Raw genomic sequence first — 18,057 nt, 5'->3', positions numbered from 1 at the left:
ATAGCGGCGGCGGGGGCAGGCGTCCACCTGCCCCCGCCACAAGGCCTGACCCCTCAGACGGGTACAGGCGCGTTGTCGCTGGTCTGGCGGCCGCGGAAATCGGTCCAGCACAGGGCCTTGAAGTCATAGAGCTTGCAGCGGCGCGCGGTATCGAAATACCAGCGCCAGGAGAAGTTCTCGATGATGATGCGGCCCGGCAGCGCGTGCTCCAGCAGTGCCTGGGCGCGCTTGAGGCGGTACAGCGGCACGCTCATGTCGACGTGGTGCGCGGTGTGTTCCATGATGTGGTGCAGCGCCGCGCCGATGCCGTGGCGGAAGCGCAGGTGCACGGTGGTCGAGACAAAGGGCTGTGCCTTGGCCCACATGGCCTTGGTGTCATACCAGGCGACGCTGGTGTGGGTGTGGTGCACATACAGCACGAAGCCGACGGTGACATTCCAGACCAGGAATGGCAGCACAAAGCCCGCGCCGATCAGCAACCACACCGACTGCTCCGTGGCCAGCGCCAGGCCCGCCAGCGCGCCGATCCAGGCCAGCCCGAAGGCGGCTACCAGCACACAGTCGCCGGTGAAGATCGGGCGGCGCGTAGCCATCTGGCGCTTGCTGGGGAAGAACATCTTGCACCACCAGATTTCCACCAGGTAATACAGGCCCGGGCCGAAGCCGGTGCGGTAGATGCGCTCCATCACGCGGCGCCAGCGCGGCAGCGCGTTGAATTCTTCCAGTGAGTAGGGCGCCCAGACGAAGTCGAAGCCCTTCAGGTTGGTATAGCCATGGTGCACCACGTTGTGGCCGACTTCCCACAGGCTGTACGGCGTCAGCGAGGGCAGGAAGGTGAGCCGTCCCAGCCACTTGTTCAGGCCGCGGCGCGGGGTCAGGCTCTGGTGGCAGGCATCGTGGCCGATGATAAACAGGCGCGCGATGATCAGCCCGGCCAGCACGCCCAGCGCCAGCTTGGCGGCCCAGTGCTGCGCCAGCACCACGCCGGCCAACACGGCGCCGAACAGCAAGTAGTCGAAGGCGGACAACAGCAGTGCGCGCGGCGTGCTGCGCTGGCCCAGCGGGATCAACCAGCCGCGGATGATCTTGCGCGAGGGCAGCGGGGCGTCCGGCGCGATCGGCTCCGGCAGCGGGGCGTGGTTGGGCGCGCCCTTGCGCGCGGCATGGGGCACGCCATGCGGGCCACTGGCGCGCTCAGGGGCGTGAGCGGCGGATTGGGAAGCGGTCATGCGGAACCTTCTGATTGCGGTCGGATGGGTATGGGCGCACGGCACGCAGACGGCCGCGGCGGAACCGCAAGGTTAGAAGGCTTTGTCGAAGGCGGCCTTGACGGTCGTCAAGCCGGAGGCGGGGGCGAAGCGGTAAAAGCGCGCCCGCCGCATGGGGGCGGGCGGCTGCTGGCCAGGTGACGGATCAGGCGGCTGGCACGTGGGCGGCCTCGCCCATCACATAGACGCTGTCGATGACGCGGTCGTCGCCCAGCATGGCAAAGGCGAACAGCTCTTCTTCCAGCGTTTCCGAGCGGTTGCTGCGGCGCGCGATCAGCGGCGTGGCCTTGGGGTCCAGCACGATGAAGTCGGCCTCGCAGCCAACGCTGAAGCTGCCGACGCGGTCGGTCCAGCCCAGCGCCTCGGCCGCGGCGCGGGTGGCCAGGTAGAACATGCGCAGCGCGGTCAGGTAGTAGCCGCCCATGCGCGCCACCTTGTGCGCCGCGTTCATGGTGCGGAACATCGAGAACGAGGTGCCGCCGCCGACGTCGGTGGCCAGCGTCACGTTCAGGCGGTTGGCGTCGGACTGGTGGAAGTCATAGAAGCCGCTGCCCAGGAACAGGTTGGAGGTGGGGCAATGCGCCACCGCGGCGCCGCTGTCGGCCAGGCGCCGGCGGTCGTCCTGGTCCAGGTAGATGGCGTGGCCATACATCGCGCCCGGGCGCAGCAGGCCGTAGCGGTCGTACACGTCCAGGTAGCTGCGCGCGTCCGGGAACAGCTCGGCCACCCATTTGACCTCGTCGCGGTTCTCGGCCACGTGGGTCTGGATAAAGGCGTCCGGATAGGCGCGCGCCAGCTCGCCGCAGGCGGCCAGCTGCGCCTCGGTCGAGGTCGGGGCAAAGCGCGGCGTGATGGCGTAGGCCAGGCGCCCCTTGTTATGCCAGCGCGAGAGCAGGTCGGCGGAGTCCCGGGCGCCGGTCTCGGCCGTATCGCGTAGGAATTCCGGGCAGTTGCGGTCCATCATCACCTTGCCCGTGACCATGCGCAGGTTGCGCGCCTCGCTTTCGGCAAAGAGAGCCTCGGCCGAGGCCTTGTGCACCGTGCTCCAGACCACCGCGCTGGTGGTGCCGTTGCGCAGCAGTTCCTCGGTGAAGAAGCCGGCCACGCCGCGCGCGTAGTCGGGGTCGGCAAAGCGGCGCTCTTCGGGGAAGGTGTAGGTGTCGAGCCAGTGCAGCAGGCCCGGCGACGGCGACGCGATCATGTCGGTCTGCGGGTAGTGCACGTGGGTGTCGATAAAGCCGGGCACGATCAGCTTGCCGCGGTGGTCGACGATCTCGGCATCAGCCGGAATGCGCGCAGCCAGCTGCGTATGGTCGCCGGCGGCGGCGATGCGCCCGTTGGTGACGATCAGCACCCCGTCGTCCCAATACTGATACGCATCCTCATGGAATTGCGGATCGCGCAGGAAATGCAGCACGCGGCCGCGAATGGCACGGGTGAGGGAGTCAGTCTTGGGGTTGGTCGTCATGGTTTGTCTCTTGTGGCCGGCCCGCGCGGAACGGCATGGTTCAAGCAGCGGGCCGGGCTATTGGCATGCGCCGCGCTCAGGCCGCTGGGGCCGTTGCGGGCGGGGACTTGGGCGGGCTCGACCAGAAGTGGTCGACTTCCGCCAGGAATTCGGCCTTCTGCATGGCAGGCAGGAAGGCCGCTTCAAAGCTGTTGCGGGCAAGCTTGTGGGCATCGGCCGCGTCCAGCGGCAGCGCCTCGAAGGTGGCTTCCCAGTTGGCGTTCATATAGCCGCCGAAGTAGGCCGGATCGTCCGAATGCAGCGTGATCACCACGCCGGCATCGAGCATGCGCTTGAGCGGGTGGTCGCGCAGGTCCGGGTAGACCTTGAGCTTGACGTTGGACAGCGGGCACACGGTCAGCGCCACGCGCTCGCGCGCCAGGCGTTCCACCAGTGCCGGATCGTCGATGGCGCGCACGCCGTGGTCGATACGCTGCGCCTTGAGGATGTCGAGGGCGTCGGTGACGTATTGCGCCGGACCTTCCTCGCCCGCGTGGGCCACCAGGTGCAGGCCCAGCTCGCGCGCCCTGGCGAACACGCGCGCGAACTTCTCGGGCGGGTTGCCTTGCTCGGACGAATCCAGGCCCACGCCGACAAAGCGGTCGCGGTAGGGCAGCGCCGCTTCCAGCGTGGCGAAGGCGTCTTCCTCCGGCAGATGGCGCAGGAAGCACAGGATCAGGCTGCTGGAGAAGTCATATTCGGTGCGCGCCTGGGCCAGGGCATCGGCGATGCCGTCGATCACCACGCCGATCGGCACGCCGCGCGCGGTATGGGTCTGCGGATCGAAAAAGATCTCGGCGTGGCGGACGTTGTCGGCGACGGCGCGCTTGACGTAGTCCATGGTCATGTCGAAGAAATCTTCCTCGGTCAGCAGCACGCTGGCGCCGGCGTAGTAGATGTCCAGGAACGACTGCAGGTCGGTGAAGGCGTAGGCGGCGCGCAGCGCCTCGACGCTGGGATAGGGCAGCGCCACCTGGTTGCGCTGCGCCAGCCGGAAGATCAGTTCCGGCTCAAGCGTGCCTTCGATATGCACATGCAGTTCGGCCTTGGGAGTGCGGCGGATCTGTTCCGCGAGCGCGGCATCGATGGTCATGGGGGCCTCGTTTCTGGGCTTTTCTGTGCCTGCCGGCGAGGCCGGCGGCACGGGTTCAGGGATGCACCGCCTCCGGGCGGCCCAGACGCAGCGCGGCAAGGCGCTGTTCGCGGACCTGGAGCAGCTGGGCGACGATGGCTACCGCAATCATAGCCGGAGCCTTGTCGGTAATCCCGGGAACCCCCATGGGGCATGTCATTTCCGCAAACCGGGCCGGGTCGATGCCGTGCTCGGCCATGCGGTGTTCAAAGCGCGCGCGCTTGGTCTTGGAGCCGATCAGCCCGAAGTAGGCAAAGTCGGTGCGCTTGAGGATTTCTTCGCACAGGGTCTGGTCCAGCGCATGGCTGTGCGTCATGACCAGGAAGTAGCTGCCCGCGGGCGCCTGTGCCACTACCGCTTCGGGTGTGTCGCTGGCCTCGGCCTCGACATTGTCGGGCAGCCCGCCGGGGAACAGCGTGTCGCGCTCGTCGACCCAGTGCACGCGGCACGGCAGCGTGGCCAGCACCTTGACCAGCGCATGGCCGACATGGCCCGCGCCAAACAGCACCACGTGCATGGTGTCGGGCACCAGCGTATCGGTCCAGCTGCCGTCGGCGTGCAGCGTTACGCCGGGGATCACGGCATGGCTGTCGCCATGGGTGATCGCGCCGCTGGCCGGCACCTGCCGCTGCACTGCCTTGCCGGCGGTGAAATTGCGTTCGACCGCGTCAAGCCAGTGCAGGTCGGTTTTGCCAAGGACCTCGAACGCCAGCTGCACCACGCCGCCGCAGCACTGGCCCAGCGCCGGCCCGAGCGGAATGCGCTCGATCCGGCGTTGTTCACCGCGCACCAGCATCTCGCGCGCGATATCCATGCCGCGCCACTCCAGGTGGCCGCCACCGATGGTGCCGACCAGGTCGTCGGCGCTGACCAGCATGCGGATGCCGGCCTCGCGCGGGGCCGAGCCCTTGACCTCGACGATGGTGACCATTGCCACCGGCACGCCGGCGCGCACCATGCGGGCGGCGTCGGCGAAGCGGAAGGGTTTGAGCGGTGCGTCCTGCATGTCGGGGGCCTTGTCGGTGTTGCCTGGTTGCTGCTTGATGCTGTGGTGCTGCCTGCGCTATGTCAGCGCAAGGGTGGCGCGCGCCTGCTTCTGCCACCGGCCCCTTGCCCGTCAACGCGGCCAAGGGGGGAAAGTCCGGGGGCGCCCGCAGGCGCGCGCTTCCTGCGATCGTTCCGCCAGCTCAGGCTGGCTGCTCCGCGGCTGCGCGCACGGCGTCGACGGCGTCCAAAATCGCTTCGCTGGTGGCCGGGGCCTTCAGCGGCGGGTTGATGCGGTAGTCGCCAACGGCAGCCACGGCGTCGCGGATCGCGAAGAACACCGAGAACGGCAGCAGCAGCGGCGGCTCGCCCACGGCCTTGGAGCGGTGGATGCTGTCCTCGACGTTGCGGTTCTGGAACAGGCGCACGTTGAATGCCTCCGGGCAGTCGTTGACCGTGGGGATCTTGTACGTGGACGGGGCGTGCGTCATCAGCTTGCCGTCCTTGTTCCACCACAGTTCCTCGGTGGTCAGCCAGCCCATGCCCTGGATAAAGGCGCCTTCGACCTGGCCGATGTCGATCGCCGGGTTCAGCGAGCGGCCGGCGTCGTGCAGCGCGTCGGCGCGCAGCAGCTTCCATTCGCCGGTGAGCGTGTCGACCAGCACCTCGGAGCACGCGGCACCGTAGGCGAAGTAGTAGAACGGGCGGCCCTGCAGCCTGCTCTGGTCCCAGTGCAGCTTGGGCGTGGTGTAGAAGCCGTCGGACCACAGCTGCACGCGCGCCACGTAGGCTTCGCGCGCCAGCTCGCCGAACGACACGCGCAGTTCGCCGGCGCTGACCAGGTCATCGTTGAAGCGCACCTCGGACGGCTCCACGCCGGCCTTGCGCGCGGCAAACACGGCCAGGCGCTCGCGGATCTGGCGGGCGGCATCCTGCGCGGCCTTGCCGTTCAGGTCGGCGCCGGTGGAAGCGGCAGTGGCCGAGGTATTGGCCACCTTGCTGGTATCGGTCGCGGTCACGCGCACGCGTTCCATGCGGATGCCCAGTTCATGCGCCACCACCATCGCCACCTTGGTGTTCAGGCCCTGGCCCATTTCGGTGCCGCCGTGGTTCACCAGCACTGAACCGTCGTTGTAGACGTGCACCAGCGCGCCGGCCTGGTTGAAGTGGGCCACGTTGAACGAGATGCCGAACTTCACCGGGGTGATGGCGATGCCCTTCTTCAGCACCGGGCTGGTGGCGTTGAACGCGCGTGTGGCCTCGCGGCGGGCGCGGTATTCGCTGCTGGCCACCAGTTCGTCGATCAGCTCGTGGATGACGTTGTCTTCCACGGTCTGGCCGTAAGGCGTGACGTTGTTCTCGGTCTTGCCATAGAAGTTGGCGCGGCGCACGTCCAGCGAATCCTTGCCGACCGTGCGGGCGACATTGTCCAGGATGTATTCGACCGCGAACGCGCCCTGCGGGCCGCCGAAGCCGCGGAAGGCGGTATTGCTCTGCGTGTTGGTCTTGCCGCAGTAGCCGTCGATCTGCACGTTCGGCAGCCAGTAGGCATTGTCGAAGTGGCAGATGGCGCGGGTCATCACCGGGCCCGACAGGTCGGCCGAGAAGCCGGCGCGCGACACCATCTCGACCTTGACGCCCTCGATGTGGCCTTCGTCGTCGTGGCCCACGGTGTAGTCGAACACGAAGTCATGGCGCTTGCCGGTGATCATCATGTCGTCGTCGCGGTCCGGGCGCAGCTTGACCGGGCACATCAGCTTCCAGGCAGCCAGCGCGGCGCAGCAGGCGAACAGCGCCGACTGCGATTCCTTGCCGCCGAAGCCGCCGCCCATGCGGCGGCATTCGACCAGCACCTGGTGCGCCTGCCAGCCGAGCATATGGCACACCGCGTGCTGCATCTCGGTCGGGTGCTGGGTCGAGCACCACACTTGCATGCCGTCGTTCTCGCGCGGCGCGGCGTACGAGATCTGGCCTTCCAGGTAGAACTGCTCCTGGCCGCCCAGGTGGATCCTGCCGCTGTCCTGGTGGGCCGCGCCGGCAATGCGCGCGGCGGGCTCGCCGCGCGTCAGGTGCATCGGCGGCAGCACATAGCTGCCGGCCTCGTGCGCGGCTTGCGGCGACAGCACCGGGGGCAGGTCTTCGTAGTCGATCGTGCCCAGGCGGGCGGCGCGGCGCGCGGCGTCATGCGAGGTCGCCACCACGATAAAGACCGGCTGGCCGACGAACTGGACCACGTCGCGCGCCAGGATCGGGTCGTCGTGGATGATCGGGCCGCAGTCGTTGGTGCCGGGGATGTCGTCCACCGTCAGCACGTCGACCACGCCGGGCGCGGCGCGCACCTTGTCGAGCGAGATCGACTTGATGCGGGCGTGCGCGCGGGTGCTCATGCCGAGCGCGGCGTGCAGCGTGCCGGCCAGCTCGGGGATGTCGTCCGTGTAGGTGGCGGTGCCGGCCACGTGCAGGTGGGCGGATTCATGCGGACGCGAGATGCCGACCTGCGAGACCTGTTCGGCGGTGGCGTCGAGCAGGAAGGGTTCGGTTTGCTTGTTCATGCCGATGCTTTCCTTTTTCTCTGGCTCAGGCCGTGGCGGTTTCAGTGGCGCCGGCGCCGATGGCGCGGACGTTGACGGCTGCCGCGGGCAGCGCTTCGGCGCGGGTCTCCAGCCAGAAGCGGTACAGCAGGTTGGCGGCACCGCGGCTGCGGTACGACGCGGTCGCGCGCATGTCGGACAGCGGCGTGTAGTCCTGCGCCAGCGCGGCCATGCCGGCGCGGGCGGTGGCTTCATTCCACGGCTGGCCGGTCAGGGCCGCTTCGGTGGCGGCGGCGCGCTTGGGCGTGGCGGCCATGCCGCCGAAGGCGATGCGGGCCTGCGTGACGATGCCGTCCTGCACGGTGATGCCGAATGCGGCACACACGGCGGAAATATCCTCATCAAAGCGTTTGGACAGCTTGTAGGTGCGGAAGTGCTGCGGGCCGGCCACCGGCACGCGCAGCGCGGCGACGAATTCGCCCGGCTGCATCGCGGTCTTCTGGTAGGCCAGGTACAGGTCTTCCAGCGGCAGCGTGCGGCGCGTCTCGCCGTGCTGCAGCACCACTTCCGTGCCCAGCGCGATCAGCGCAGGCATCGAGTCGCCGATGGGCGAACCGTTGGCGATATTGCCGCCCAGCGTGCCGGCATTGCGGATCGGCAGCGAGGCAAAGCGCTTCCACATCTCTTCCAGCTCGGGGTGTGCGGCGTTGAGTGCGGCGTAGGCCTTTTCCAGCGTCACGGCGGCGCCGATCTCGACCATGCCGTCGCGTTCCTCAATGTGGCTCAGGTCTTCCACCTGGCCCACGTAGAGCAGGTTGCCCAGCTCGCGGAACTGCTTGGTGACCCACAGGCCCACGTCGGTGCTGCCGGCCAGGATGCGGATATCGGGCTGTGCCGCCTTGATCGCGCCGAACTCGGCCGCGCTGCGCGGGGCAAAGAACTCCTGGCCCTGGGCGCGGTAGCGGAAGGTCTCGCCGCGCTTGAGGTTGCGCAGGGTGTCGGCGATCTGCTTCGGGTTGAGCTTGTCCGCCGTCGGGGCGGGCAGGGCCATCATGCGCTCGCCGGCGTCGATGATCGGGCGGTAGCCGGTGCAGCGGCACAGGTTGCCGGTCAGCGCGTCGCAGATGGTCTGGCGCGAGGGCGCTTCGCCGCCCGGGGTGTGCTGCTGGTACAGCGCCCACAGCGACATCACGAAGCCGGGAGTGCAGAAGCCGCACTGCGAGCCGTGGCACTCGACCATGGCAACCTGCACCGGGTGCAGGTTGCCGTCGGCCTGGCGCAGGTCCTCGACCGTGATCAGGGCCTTGCCGTCGAGCGTGGGCAGGAACTGGATGCAGGCGTTGACCGCCTTGAATTCGACATCGCCGCCGTCTTGCAGCTCGCCGACCACGACGGTGCAGGCGCCGCAGTCGCCTTCGGCGCAGCCTTCCTTGGTGCCGGTGCAGCGCGCGTCTTCACGCAGGTACTGCAGCACGGTGCGGGTAATGGGGGCGTCGGATACTTCCTTGACCTGGCCGCGGTGGAAAAAGCGGATGGTTTGCGTCTCCATGGTCTTCTCTCTCTTGGTGATGGCGGAAACATAGCACCCTGGCCTTTCATGCAATATTCGGCCCAGGTGATATGCCCCATCAGCGGGCGGCCCGATTGGTGCCCCGCCGCACCGCAAGGCGCCCCCCTGGAGGAGGTGATTTGACCGTTTGCGGGGCGCCTGTCATACACTATGCGCCGTTCCCATCCCCCACGCCACCCATCTGGCCCCTGCCGGAGGGCCGCCATCGCCATGCACGGACGCGACCATCTCGATACATATTTGCTGCGGGTGCTTCACACCCTGCTGACCGAGCAGAGCGTGACCCGCACGGCCGTGCGCCTGGGCCAGTCCCAGCCCGCCATCAGCAATACCCTGAAGCGCCTGCGGGAGATCACCGGCGATGCCATTTTGGTGCGGGGCAAAAACGGCATGGTGCCGACCGAGCGCGGCCGCGAACTGCTGGCGCTGGCCGAGCAGAGCCTGGCGGCGATGGACCGCATCGCGCGCCCGCCGCAGCAGTTCGACCCGGCTACCACCACGCGCACCTTCCACCTGGGCGCGCCGGACTACCTGGACGCCTTCTTCCTGCCCAATATCGTCGAGCGCGTGCGCCGGCTGGCGCCGGGCGCCAAGCTGTTCGTGCATCCGATGACGTCGTCGTCGGACTTCCTGGACGACCTGGAGCAGGGGCAGCTCGATATCGTGGTCGGCAACTGGCTGTCGCCGCCGGAGCACCTGCATATCTCGCCGCTGTTCGACGACGAGGTGGTGTGCATGCTGGGCGCCCAGCATCCGCTGGCGCGCAAGGGGCTGACGCTCAAGCACTACCTGGAGATGCCGCACCTGGCCCCGGCGCCGTATGCGTCGATGCAGCGCAGCATGATCGACCAGGCCCTGGCCGAGCAGGGCTACAAGCGCAACATCCAGGTCACGCTGCCGTATTTCGGCCTGGTGCCGTATGTGCTGATGAAGACGGATATGGTCTTTACCACCGGCCGCCAGTTTGCCGCGCACTACGCGCAGTACCTGCCGATCCGCATGGTGCCCTCGCCGGTGTCGTTCCCGCGCATGCGCTTCTACCAGCTGTGGCACGAGCGCTGCCACGCGGCGCCGGATGTGATGTGGATCCGGCGCATGATCGCCGAGGTGGCGGCGGACCTGCCGCAGTTGCCGCGGCTGGAGGCAGAGGCCGGCTGAGCGGGCCGGGGCAGCAGGCGAGGAGCCTACTTTGCCTTGTAGCTCGGGAAGAACAGCTGCTCGCCTTCCACCTGGTACCTGGCAATCGCGTCCTGTCCTTCCTTTGACGTGATCCACTCCACCAGCTTGATCGCATCCGTGTGGTTGATACCCGCATGCCTGGCGGGGTTGACCGCGATGATGCCGTACGGGTTGAACATCTTCGGATCGCCTTCGATGGCGATGGCCAGGCCGGTCTTGGCGCGATAGGCGCCGTAGGTGGCGCGGTCCGACAGCGTATAGGCCGGCATCTGCGCGGCCATCGTCAGCACCTCGCCCATGCCCAGGCCGGCGTTGACATACCACGGCTGGCCCTTGGGCTCGATGCCGAGCTGCTTCCAGTAGTCCTTCTCCATCACGTCGGTGCCGGAGTTGTCGCCGCGCGAGATGAACTTGCTGCCGCTGCCGGCGAGCTTGCGGAACCCCGCCAGCACGTCCTTGCCGCCCTTGACGCCTGCCGGGTCGCTGGCCGGGCCGACCACGATGAAGTCGTTGTACATCACGTCGCGGCGGTTCACGCCGTAGCCGGCCGCGACAAAGGCGTCTTCCATCTTGCGCGCATGCACCAGCAGCACGTCGACGTCGCCCATCTCGCCCATCTTCATGGCCTTGCCCGAGCCGACCGCGATCACCTTGACGGTGACGCCTGCCTTTTGCTCGAAGCGCGGCAGCAGGTATTTCAGCAGGCCCGAGTTCTCGGTGCTGGTGGTGGTGGCCAGCTTCAGTTCCCCGCCATGGGCCGCCGACAGCAGGCCTGCGCAGGCAATCGCAACGAGATGGCGCGCTGGGCGGCGCAGGCGTTGGGCAAGGCGAGGCGACATGCGGTGGCTCCTTTGTATTATGTTTTTTCAGACATAATTGCTTTTGCCTTTCGATCTCATGGAGAATGCGGCAAAAGAACATAAGAATGGGGTATTCATTGTGGTCCAGCCGAGATCGACAAGTAAATATGCTGCGGATGACATATGACCTTCCGCTTTGACCTGTTCCCCGTGATCGCGCCCGACGACAATCCGCGCGCCAACGGCAAGGTCTTCCAACTGCTCAAGGCCGTGCGCGAGACCGGCTCGCTGCACCGCGCCGCGCGCGAGATCGGCTTGTCGTACCGCCATGCCTGGGGCGTGATGCGGGCCTGGGAGGAAATGCTCGGGCGCAGCGTGCTCGATATGGAGCGCGGCCGCGGTGCCTCGCTGACCCGCTTTGGCGAACGCCTGCTGCGCGCCGAGCTGCGCCTGCGCGAATCGGTCGACCCGGTGGTGCAGAAGGCCATGGCCGACTTCGTTGCCGAGCTGGACGATGCCCAGCAGCCGCAGTCGCAGGTGCATTTCACCGGCAGCCATGACCCGGCGGTGGAGGTGCTGGCCGCCGCGCTGGGCGAGGCAAGAACCTCGCTGCAGCTCGACACGGTGTTCTGCGGCAGCGTGGAGGGGCTGATCTGCCTGCAGGAGCGGCAGTCGGAACTGGCCGGCTTCTATGTCTCGCCGGTGCAGACCGCGGGCTCGGTCGCGCATGTGACGCTGCGCAAGTGGCTGCGGCCGGCCGCGGTGCGGCTGCTGCGGCTGGCCTGGCGCGAGCAGGGCCTGATCCTGGCGCCGGAGGTGGCGCGCGAGGTGCATGACCTGCGCGACCTGGCGCGCACCCAGGCGCGCTTCGTCAACCGGCAGCGCAGTTCGGGCACGCGCATGCTGTTCGACCAGCTGCTGGCCGCGCAGGGGCTGTACCCGGACCAGATCACCGGCTACGAGGAGACCGAGTTCAGCAACGAGAAGGTGGCCGAGGCCGTGCACGGCGGCCGCGCGCAGGTGGGCTTCGGGCTGCGCATGAATGCCGAGGCCCACGGGCTCGCCTTTGTGCCGCTGACGCGCGAGGCCTACTACCTGGCGCTGCGCAAGAACGACCAGACCGCCGGCTGGATGGCAGCGCTGCTGGCCCTGCTGGCTGATCCGGCCTTTGCCCGGCGCATCGAGGCGCTGCCCGGCTACACCATGGCCGAGCCGGCCGGTATCCTGACGCCGCAGGAGGCGTTGCCGTGGTTCGGGCCGGGCGGCAAGGAAGACAACTGAGGGCCAGCCAGGCGGCATGACGCCGACGGGCGCGCGGCTGCGCGGCCCGGTCCGTATTACACTCCCTGCCAGGCGCACCGCGGTTTGCATCGGCTTGCGCCAGACCCTTGCAAGGAGCGCCATGCTGGAAACCGCCGCGCTGGCCGCGGGCATGTCCTGGGCCAGCGGCTTTCGCCTCTACCTTGCGGTGCTGGCCGCCGGCGTGCTGGCGCGCCTGGGCTGGCTGGACCTGCCGCCCGGGCTGCAGCCGCTGGAATCCTGGTGGGTCATCGGCGTGGCCGCCGTGCTGGCCGTGGCCGAATTCGTCGCCGACAAGGTGCCCGCGTTCGATACCGTCTGGGACGGCATCCATACCTTTATCCGGATCCCCGCCGGCGCGATCCTGGCCGCCGCCGCCTTCGGCCAGCTGGATCCGCAGTGGATGGTGGCGGCAGGGCTGATCGGCGGCACGCTGGCCGGCACCGCGCATGCGGTCAAGGCGGGCACGCGCGCGCTGATCAATGTGTCGCCGGAACCGTTCTCCAATTGGACGGCCTCATTCACTGAAGACCTGACCGCGACCGGCAGCCTGCTGCTGGCGTTTTTCCTGCCGGTGGTGTTCCTGGTCTTGCTGGTGGTCTTCCTGCTGGTGTCGGTGTGGCTGCTGCCGAAATTGTGGCGCGGCGTGCGCCGGCTGCATGCGAGCCTGCGCGGCAGGTCTGAGCGGCCTGGCACACCTCGCTAGCTTCCCGGCCATTTCCGCTTTTTTTTCGACTGACCCGAGGCGCGCCGCCGCCAGAAACCAAGAACCAACCAACCGATGCCTCCCGAGTCCGCCATCGAAGCCCCGGCCACGGCCGCCAACCCCGCCGGCACGCGTCCCGCGCATGGCGGCCGCTTCTCCGCCTGGCACCAGGCGCTGCGCATGGCCCGGCGCGACTGGCTGGCCGGCGAGCTCTACCTGCTGCTGTTTGCGCTGGTGCTTGCCGTGGCTGCGCTGACCAGCGTGGGCTTCATGGCCGACCGCATGCGGCTGGGGCTGGAGCGCGACGCACGCCAGATGATCGCGTCCGACGTACTGCTGGTGGCTGACCAGCCTTTCGATGCCGCCTTCGCGCAGCGTGCGCAAGCGGCGGGGCTGGCCGTGGCCCAGACCGTCACCTTCCCGAGCATGGCTACTGCCAACGGCAAGGCGCCGGCCGGCGGCGACGCGCCCAGCCAGCTGGCCGCGCTCAAGGCGGTGACCGACGGCTATCCGCTGCGGGGCAAGCTCAAGGTAGCCAGTGCGGCGGGGGCGCCGGATGCGCCCGCCGAAGGCATTCCCGCGCCGGGCACGGTATGGGTCGACGAGGCGCTGCTGGGCGCCCTGGGGGTTGCCGTGGGCGACACCCTGCAACTGGGCAGCCGCAGCTTCCGCATCGAACGCATCATCACGCAGGAGCTTGATCGCGGCACCGGCTTCATGAACTTCGCGCCGCGCGTGCTGATGCCGCTGTCGGACCTGGACAGCACCGGGCTGATCGGCTGGGGCAGCCGCGTGACCTACCGGCTGCTGGTGGCCGGCCCCGACGCCGCGGGCGCTGCCTTCCAGAAATGGGCGCAGGACGAGATCGGACGCCGCAAGCTGCGCAATACGCGGGTCGAGTCGCTGGAGTCGGGCCAGCCGCAGATGCGTGCCACGCTGGACCGCGCCGAGCGCTTCCTGTCGCTGGTGGCGGTGCTGTCGTCGATGATCGCGGCGGTGGCCATCGCCATGTCGGCGCGCCGCTATATGCAGCGCCACACCGATGCCTGCGCGGTCTACAAGTGCCTGGGGCTGTCGCGCGGGCAGATCCTGCGCGCCTTCGGCCTGGAGTTCCTGCTGGTGGGGGCCGCGGGCGCGCTCGCCGGGGTGCTGCTCGGGTACCTGGCGCACTATGGCCTGCTGCTGTCGCTGGGCGGGCTGCTGCGGGTGTCGCTGCCGCAGCCGTCGCTGCTGCCGGCGCTGGTGGGCGTGCTGGCCGGGCTGGTGCTGCTGGCCGGGTTCGCGCTGCCGCCGCTGCTGGCGCTGACACGGGTGGCGCCGCTGCGGGTGCTGCGCCGCGATATCGGGCTGCCGCCGGTGTCGGCCTGGGTGGCCTATGCGCTGGGCCTGGGCGCCTTTGTCGCGCTGCTGCTGGTGGCGGCGCGCGACCTGCGGCTGGGGCTGACCACGGCGGGCGGCTTTGTCGCCGCGGGCGTGGTCTTCGCGGTGCTGGCGCTGGCGCTGCTGACGCTGCTGTCGCGCCTGCTGCGGGGGCGCCTGCGCGGGCGCGCGGCGATGGGCTGGCGCTTTGCGCTGGCGGTGCTGGAACGCCGCCGCGCGGTCACGGTGCTGCAGACCGTGGCGCTGGCGGTGGGGCTGATGGCGCTGCTGCTGCTCGGCATGACCCGCAACGACCTGGTCGATTCCTGGCGCCAGGCCACGCCGGCCGACGCGCCCAACCGCTTCATCATCAATATCCAGCCGGACCAGCGCGAGCCGCTGCGCCAGATGCTGGCCGGCGCCGGCATCAACGACCTGCTCTACCCGATGGTGCGCGGGCGCCTGACCCATATCGGCGAGCGCGCCATCCGCGGCGACAGCTTCGAGGACGGGCGCGCGCGCAACCTGGTCGAGCGCGAATTCAACCTGTCCTATACCGATGCGCTGCCCGAGGGCAACCGCGTGATTGCCGGGCGCTGGTCCAACGGCCCGGACGCCGGCGCCTCGGTGGAAGAGGGCATCGCCAAGACGCTGGGCATCCGGCTGGGCGACACGCTGCGCTTTGACGTGGCCGGCCAGGCGGTGCAGGCCCGCGTGACCTCGCTGCGCAAGCTGGACTGGGGCTCGATGCGCGTCAATTTCTTCGTGATCCTGCCGCCGCAGGCGATGCAGGGGCTGCCCGAGACCTACATCACGTCGTTCCACCTGCCGCCCGCCAGCACGGCGCTGGGCAACCGGCTGATCGCGGCCTTCCCCAACATCACCGTGGTCAATACCGACCTGATCCTGCGCCAGATCCAGGACATCCTGGACCAGGTGATCGCGGCGGTGGAGTTCCTCTTTGTATTTACGCTGGCCGCGGGCGTCACCGTGCTGTACGCGGCGCTGTCCGGCGCGCGCGACGAGCGCATGCGCGACGCCGGCCTGCTCAAGGCGCTGGGCGCTTCGGCCGCGCTGGTGCGCCAGACCCAGTACGCCGAGTTCCTGGTGGTGGGCGGCCTGGCCGGATTCCTGGCCAGCCTTGGCGCGATCGCGGTGGGCTGGGGCCTGTCGCAGTTCGTCTTCGATTTCCCGTACCGCTTCAATGCCTGGATCGTGCCGGTGGGCGTGGTTTCTGGCATGCTGTGCGCTTTTGCCGGCGGCTGGCTGGGCCTGCGCGAAGTGCTGCGCCAGCCCGCGCTGGCGACCTTGCGTGATGCCTGAGGCAGCCTGCGCAGACTGAGTGTGTGATGAGTACTGAATCCAACGACAAGCCCGGCACGGCCGAGGTGACCGCATTTGAACTGGTGGGCGGCGAAGCGCGCGTGCGCGAGCTGGTCGACCGCTTCTACGACCTGATGGACCTGGAGACCCAGTTCGCCGGACTGCGTGCGCTGCACCCGCCCTCGCTGGAGGGCTCGCGCGACAAGCTGTTCTGGTTCCTGTGCGGCTGGCTGGGCGGCCCCAACCACTTTATCGAGCGCTTCGGCCATCCGCGCCTGCGCGCGCGCCATATGCCGTTCGAGATCGGCGTGAGCGAGCGCGACCAGTGGATGCGCTGCATGGCGCTGGCAATGCAGGACATCGGCCTGTCCGAAGACCTGCAGTTGCGCCTGATGCAGGCCTTCTTCCAGACCGCCGACTGGATGCGCAACGTGGCGCGCTGAGGCGCCGCTGCTCCCTTCTTTCAACCGAAATGTTTCCCAGCCCATGACAGACCAACTGCCTGAAGACGCCCTGCGTCTGCTCGATTTCTGGTTCGGCCAGCCCGGGTCGGCCGCCTGGAATACCGAGCGCCCGCAATGGTTCACCAAGTCGGACGCCTTCGATGCGCAGATCCGCACCAACTTCCTGTCCGACTGGCAGGTCGCCTGCGACGGGGCACCGGACGACTGGTCGGTCACGCCAGAGGGCGCCTGCGCGCGCGTGGTGCTGCTGGACCAGTTCCCGCGCAACATGTTCCGCAACGATCCGCGCAGCTTCGGCAGCGATGCGCTGGCGCTGGCACTGGCCAGGCGCATCGTCGCCACCGGCATGGACCGCAAGCTGCCGACGGACTACCACCGCATGTTCTGCTACATGCCGTTCGAGCATTCCGAGGCGCTGGAGGACCAGGACGAGGCGGTGCGCCTGATGACGCAGCTGCGCGAGGCCAGCGGCGGGGTGGTGGATGTGGTGGAGTGGGCCGGGAAGCACCGCGCGATCATCGCGCGCTTCGGCCGCTTCCCGCACCGCAATGCGGTGCTGGGCAGGCAGAGCACCGAGCAGGAACTGGCGTTCCTGCGGCAGCCGGGCTCGTCGTTCTGAACCAGGCCGGCAGCAGGGGCGCGCTCAGGTCTTGTCGCGCGCCTGTTGCCACTTGTCGACCCGCACGCGCGGCGCGGCCGCCAGCTGGCCCAGCAGGCCGGCGGGCGTGTCTGCCACATGCAGCAGGTCGGCATGCACCTGCTTCATGAAGCCTTCCTGCACCGCGTGCGCAAGGAAACCCAGCAGGCCGTCGTAGAACCCGCCGACATTCAGCAGGCCCACCGGCTTGTCGTGGTAGCCCAGCTGCAGCCAGGTGAAGGTCTCGAACAGTTCTTCGAAGGTACCCACGCCGCCCGGCATGGCGATAAAGGCGTCGGCACGATCCGCCATCATCTGCTTGCGCTCGTGCATGTTGCGCACCACGTGCAGCTCGGTCAGGCCGCGGTGGCCGACTTCCTTCTGCATCAGCGCGTCGGGGATGATGCCGATGGCGTTGCCGCCATGTTCCATCACGGCGTCGGCGACGATGCCCATCAGGCCCACCTTGCCACCGCCGTACACCAGCGCCAGGCCGCTTTCGGCCAGGGTGCGGCCGAGCAGGCGCGCGCCTTCGGCGTATTCAGGACGGTTGCCGGGGCTGGAGCCGCAATACACGCAGACCGATTTCACTTTGCTTCCTTTGCCGCGTCGGCTGCGGCCTTGGCTGCCGCGTAGTCGCGCGCCAGCTGGTCGAATGCGTCCCGGGCCCGGCCGCGCAGGTAGGGCGCCAGGATCGAGAAGATGTGGTAGCTCGATCCGTGCAGGTAGCCGCGGATCTGCTCGGGGTCGTTGTACTGGCGCGGATGCTGCACGAACTGGAACGACAGCCAGTAGGTGGCGATCACCACCATGTTGGTGCAGATGGCCTCGACCTGCTCGGGCGTGGCTTCCATTTCGCCGTCGTCGATGAACTGGCGGCAGATCTCGTGCGCAAAGCGCTTCTTCTGCTCGACGATGCGCTTGAAGTTGGTCTCCAGCATCCGGTTGCGCGCCAGCAGGTCGTTGATGTCGCGGTACAGGAAGCGGTAGTTCCACAGGAACTCGGACATGTACTGCAGGTAGCCCCAGCTTTCGTTCAGCGTGGCCTTGTGGTCGTCCGGCATCTTCAGGCGCCGCTCCATCTCCTGCTCGAAGCGCACGAAGATGGAGTTGATGATGTCGTCCTTGTTGCGGAAGTGGTAGTAGAGATTGCCGGGGCTGATCTCCATGGCTTCCGCAATCGTCGTGGTGGTGACGTTGGGTTCGCCGACTTCGTTGAACAGGCGCAGCGAGACGTCGAGGATGCGGTCCCTGGTGCGGCGGGGGCCGGTTTGCGGTTTCGGTTCCATGGGCGTCCG

Annotated in this window: 15 protein-coding genes; 6 read left to right on the top strand and 9 right to left on the bottom strand. The window is 68.3% G+C overall.

Annotated elements, in window-relative coordinates; genetic code table 11:
• Nucleotides 1–53 precede the first annotated feature (53 nt).
• From AC3WLF_RS03715 to xdhA, 6 genes are all read right to left on the bottom strand, one after another.
• Nucleotides 54–1,229, bottom strand: coding sequence for a fatty acid desaturase (locus AC3WLF_RS03715; RefSeq protein ID WP_492357849.1), 1,176 nt, complete (start codon nucleotides 1,227–1,229; stop codon nucleotides 54–56).
• A 184-nt stretch (nucleotides 1,230–1,413) separates the two neighbouring features.
• Nucleotides 1,414–2,736, bottom strand: coding sequence for a guanine deaminase (guaD, locus tag AC3WLF_RS03710; RefSeq protein ID WP_492320944.1), 1,323 nt, complete (start codon nucleotides 2,734–2,736; stop codon nucleotides 1,414–1,416).
• Between the two features lie 76 nt (nucleotides 2,737–2,812).
• A complete protein-coding gene (locus tag AC3WLF_RS03705) occupies nucleotides 2,813–3,868 on the bottom strand; it encodes an adenosine deaminase (RefSeq protein ID WP_035819904.1) in 1,056 nt (351 codons plus the stop codon).
• A 55-nt stretch (nucleotides 3,869–3,923) separates the two neighbouring features.
• A complete protein-coding gene (xdhC, locus tag AC3WLF_RS03700) occupies nucleotides 3,924–4,913 on the bottom strand; it encodes a xanthine dehydrogenase accessory protein XdhC (RefSeq protein ID WP_492357848.1) in 990 nt (329 codons plus the stop codon).
• Between the two features lie 181 nt (nucleotides 4,914–5,094).
• Entirely contained in the window at nucleotides 5,095–7,443 is a 2,349-nt protein-coding gene (gene xdhB / locus AC3WLF_RS03695) for a xanthine dehydrogenase molybdopterin binding subunit (protein ID WP_492320943.1), read from the bottom strand.
• Nucleotides 7,444–7,468: 25 nt separating this feature from the next.
• Nucleotides 7,469–8,971 (bottom strand): xanthine dehydrogenase small subunit, encoded by a 1,503-nt coding sequence (gene xdhA, locus AC3WLF_RS03690; RefSeq protein WP_492357847.1) that lies wholly within the window; start codon nucleotides 8,969–8,971, stop codon nucleotides 7,469–7,471.
• A gap of 231 nt (nucleotides 8,972–9,202) precedes the next feature.
• On the opposite strand from xdhA, the gene AC3WLF_RS03685 reads away from it, so the two are divergent.
• Entirely contained in the window at nucleotides 9,203–10,150 is a 948-nt protein-coding gene (locus AC3WLF_RS03685) for a LysR substrate-binding domain-containing protein (protein WP_010809162.1), read from the top strand.
• Nucleotides 10,151–10,176: 26 nt separating this feature from the next.
• Here AC3WLF_RS03685 and AC3WLF_RS03680 read toward each other — a convergent pair whose 3' ends face one another.
• Nucleotides 10,177–11,010, bottom strand: coding sequence for an ABC transporter substrate-binding protein (locus AC3WLF_RS03680; RefSeq protein ID WP_492357846.1), 834 nt, complete (start codon nucleotides 11,008–11,010; stop codon nucleotides 10,177–10,179).
• 144 nt (nucleotides 11,011–11,154) lie between these two features.
• Between AC3WLF_RS03680 and AC3WLF_RS03675 the strand changes: the two genes are divergently transcribed.
• From AC3WLF_RS03675 to AC3WLF_RS03655, 5 genes are all read left to right on the top strand, one after another.
• Complete coding sequence (locus AC3WLF_RS03675; RefSeq protein ID WP_492357845.1) at nucleotides 11,155–12,252, top strand: substrate-binding domain-containing protein; 1,098 nt, start codon at nucleotides 11,155–11,157, stop codon at nucleotides 12,250–12,252.
• Between the two features lie 121 nt (nucleotides 12,253–12,373).
• The gene (locus AC3WLF_RS03670) at nucleotides 12,374–12,976 is read left to right on the top strand and encodes a DUF4126 domain-containing protein (protein ID WP_492320939.1); all 603 of its coding nucleotides are present in this window, start codon (nucleotides 12,374–12,376) and stop codon (nucleotides 12,974–12,976) included.
• A gap of 75 nt (nucleotides 12,977–13,051) precedes the next feature.
• Complete coding sequence (locus AC3WLF_RS03665) at nucleotides 13,052–15,658, top strand: ABC transporter permease (protein ID WP_492353089.1); 2,607 nt, start codon at nucleotides 13,052–13,054, stop codon at nucleotides 15,656–15,658.
• A gap of 26 nt (nucleotides 15,659–15,684) precedes the next feature.
• Entirely contained in the window at nucleotides 15,685–16,101 is a 417-nt protein-coding gene (locus AC3WLF_RS03660; protein ID WP_010809157.1) for a group II truncated hemoglobin, read from the top strand.
• A gap of 43 nt (nucleotides 16,102–16,144) precedes the next feature.
• Nucleotides 16,145–16,741, top strand: coding sequence for a DUF924 family protein (locus AC3WLF_RS03655; RefSeq protein WP_492320937.1), 597 nt, complete (start codon nucleotides 16,145–16,147; stop codon nucleotides 16,739–16,741).
• A 24-nt stretch (nucleotides 16,742–16,765) separates the two neighbouring features.
• Here the strand turns inward: AC3WLF_RS03655 and AC3WLF_RS03650 are convergent, their stop codons facing one another.
• Both AC3WLF_RS03650 and AC3WLF_RS03645 read right to left on the bottom strand, forming a co-directional pair.
• A complete protein-coding gene (locus AC3WLF_RS03650; RefSeq protein WP_492320936.1) occupies nucleotides 16,766–17,350 on the bottom strand; it encodes an LOG family protein in 585 nt (194 codons plus the stop codon).
• Complete coding sequence (locus AC3WLF_RS03645; protein WP_492320935.1) at nucleotides 17,347–18,048, bottom strand: TetR/AcrR family transcriptional regulator; 702 nt, start codon at nucleotides 18,046–18,048, stop codon at nucleotides 17,347–17,349. Before AC3WLF_RS03645 ends, AC3WLF_RS03650 begins: the two co-directional genes overlap by 4 nt.
• Between the last annotated feature and the right edge of the window lie 9 nt (nucleotides 18,049–18,057).

The sequence above is a fragment of the Cupriavidus sp. FW306-01-F10A genome (assembly GCF_058782785.1).
Note: the sequence above shows the minus strand (reverse complement) of the source record. Positions and strands in the feature narration are given on the sequence as shown.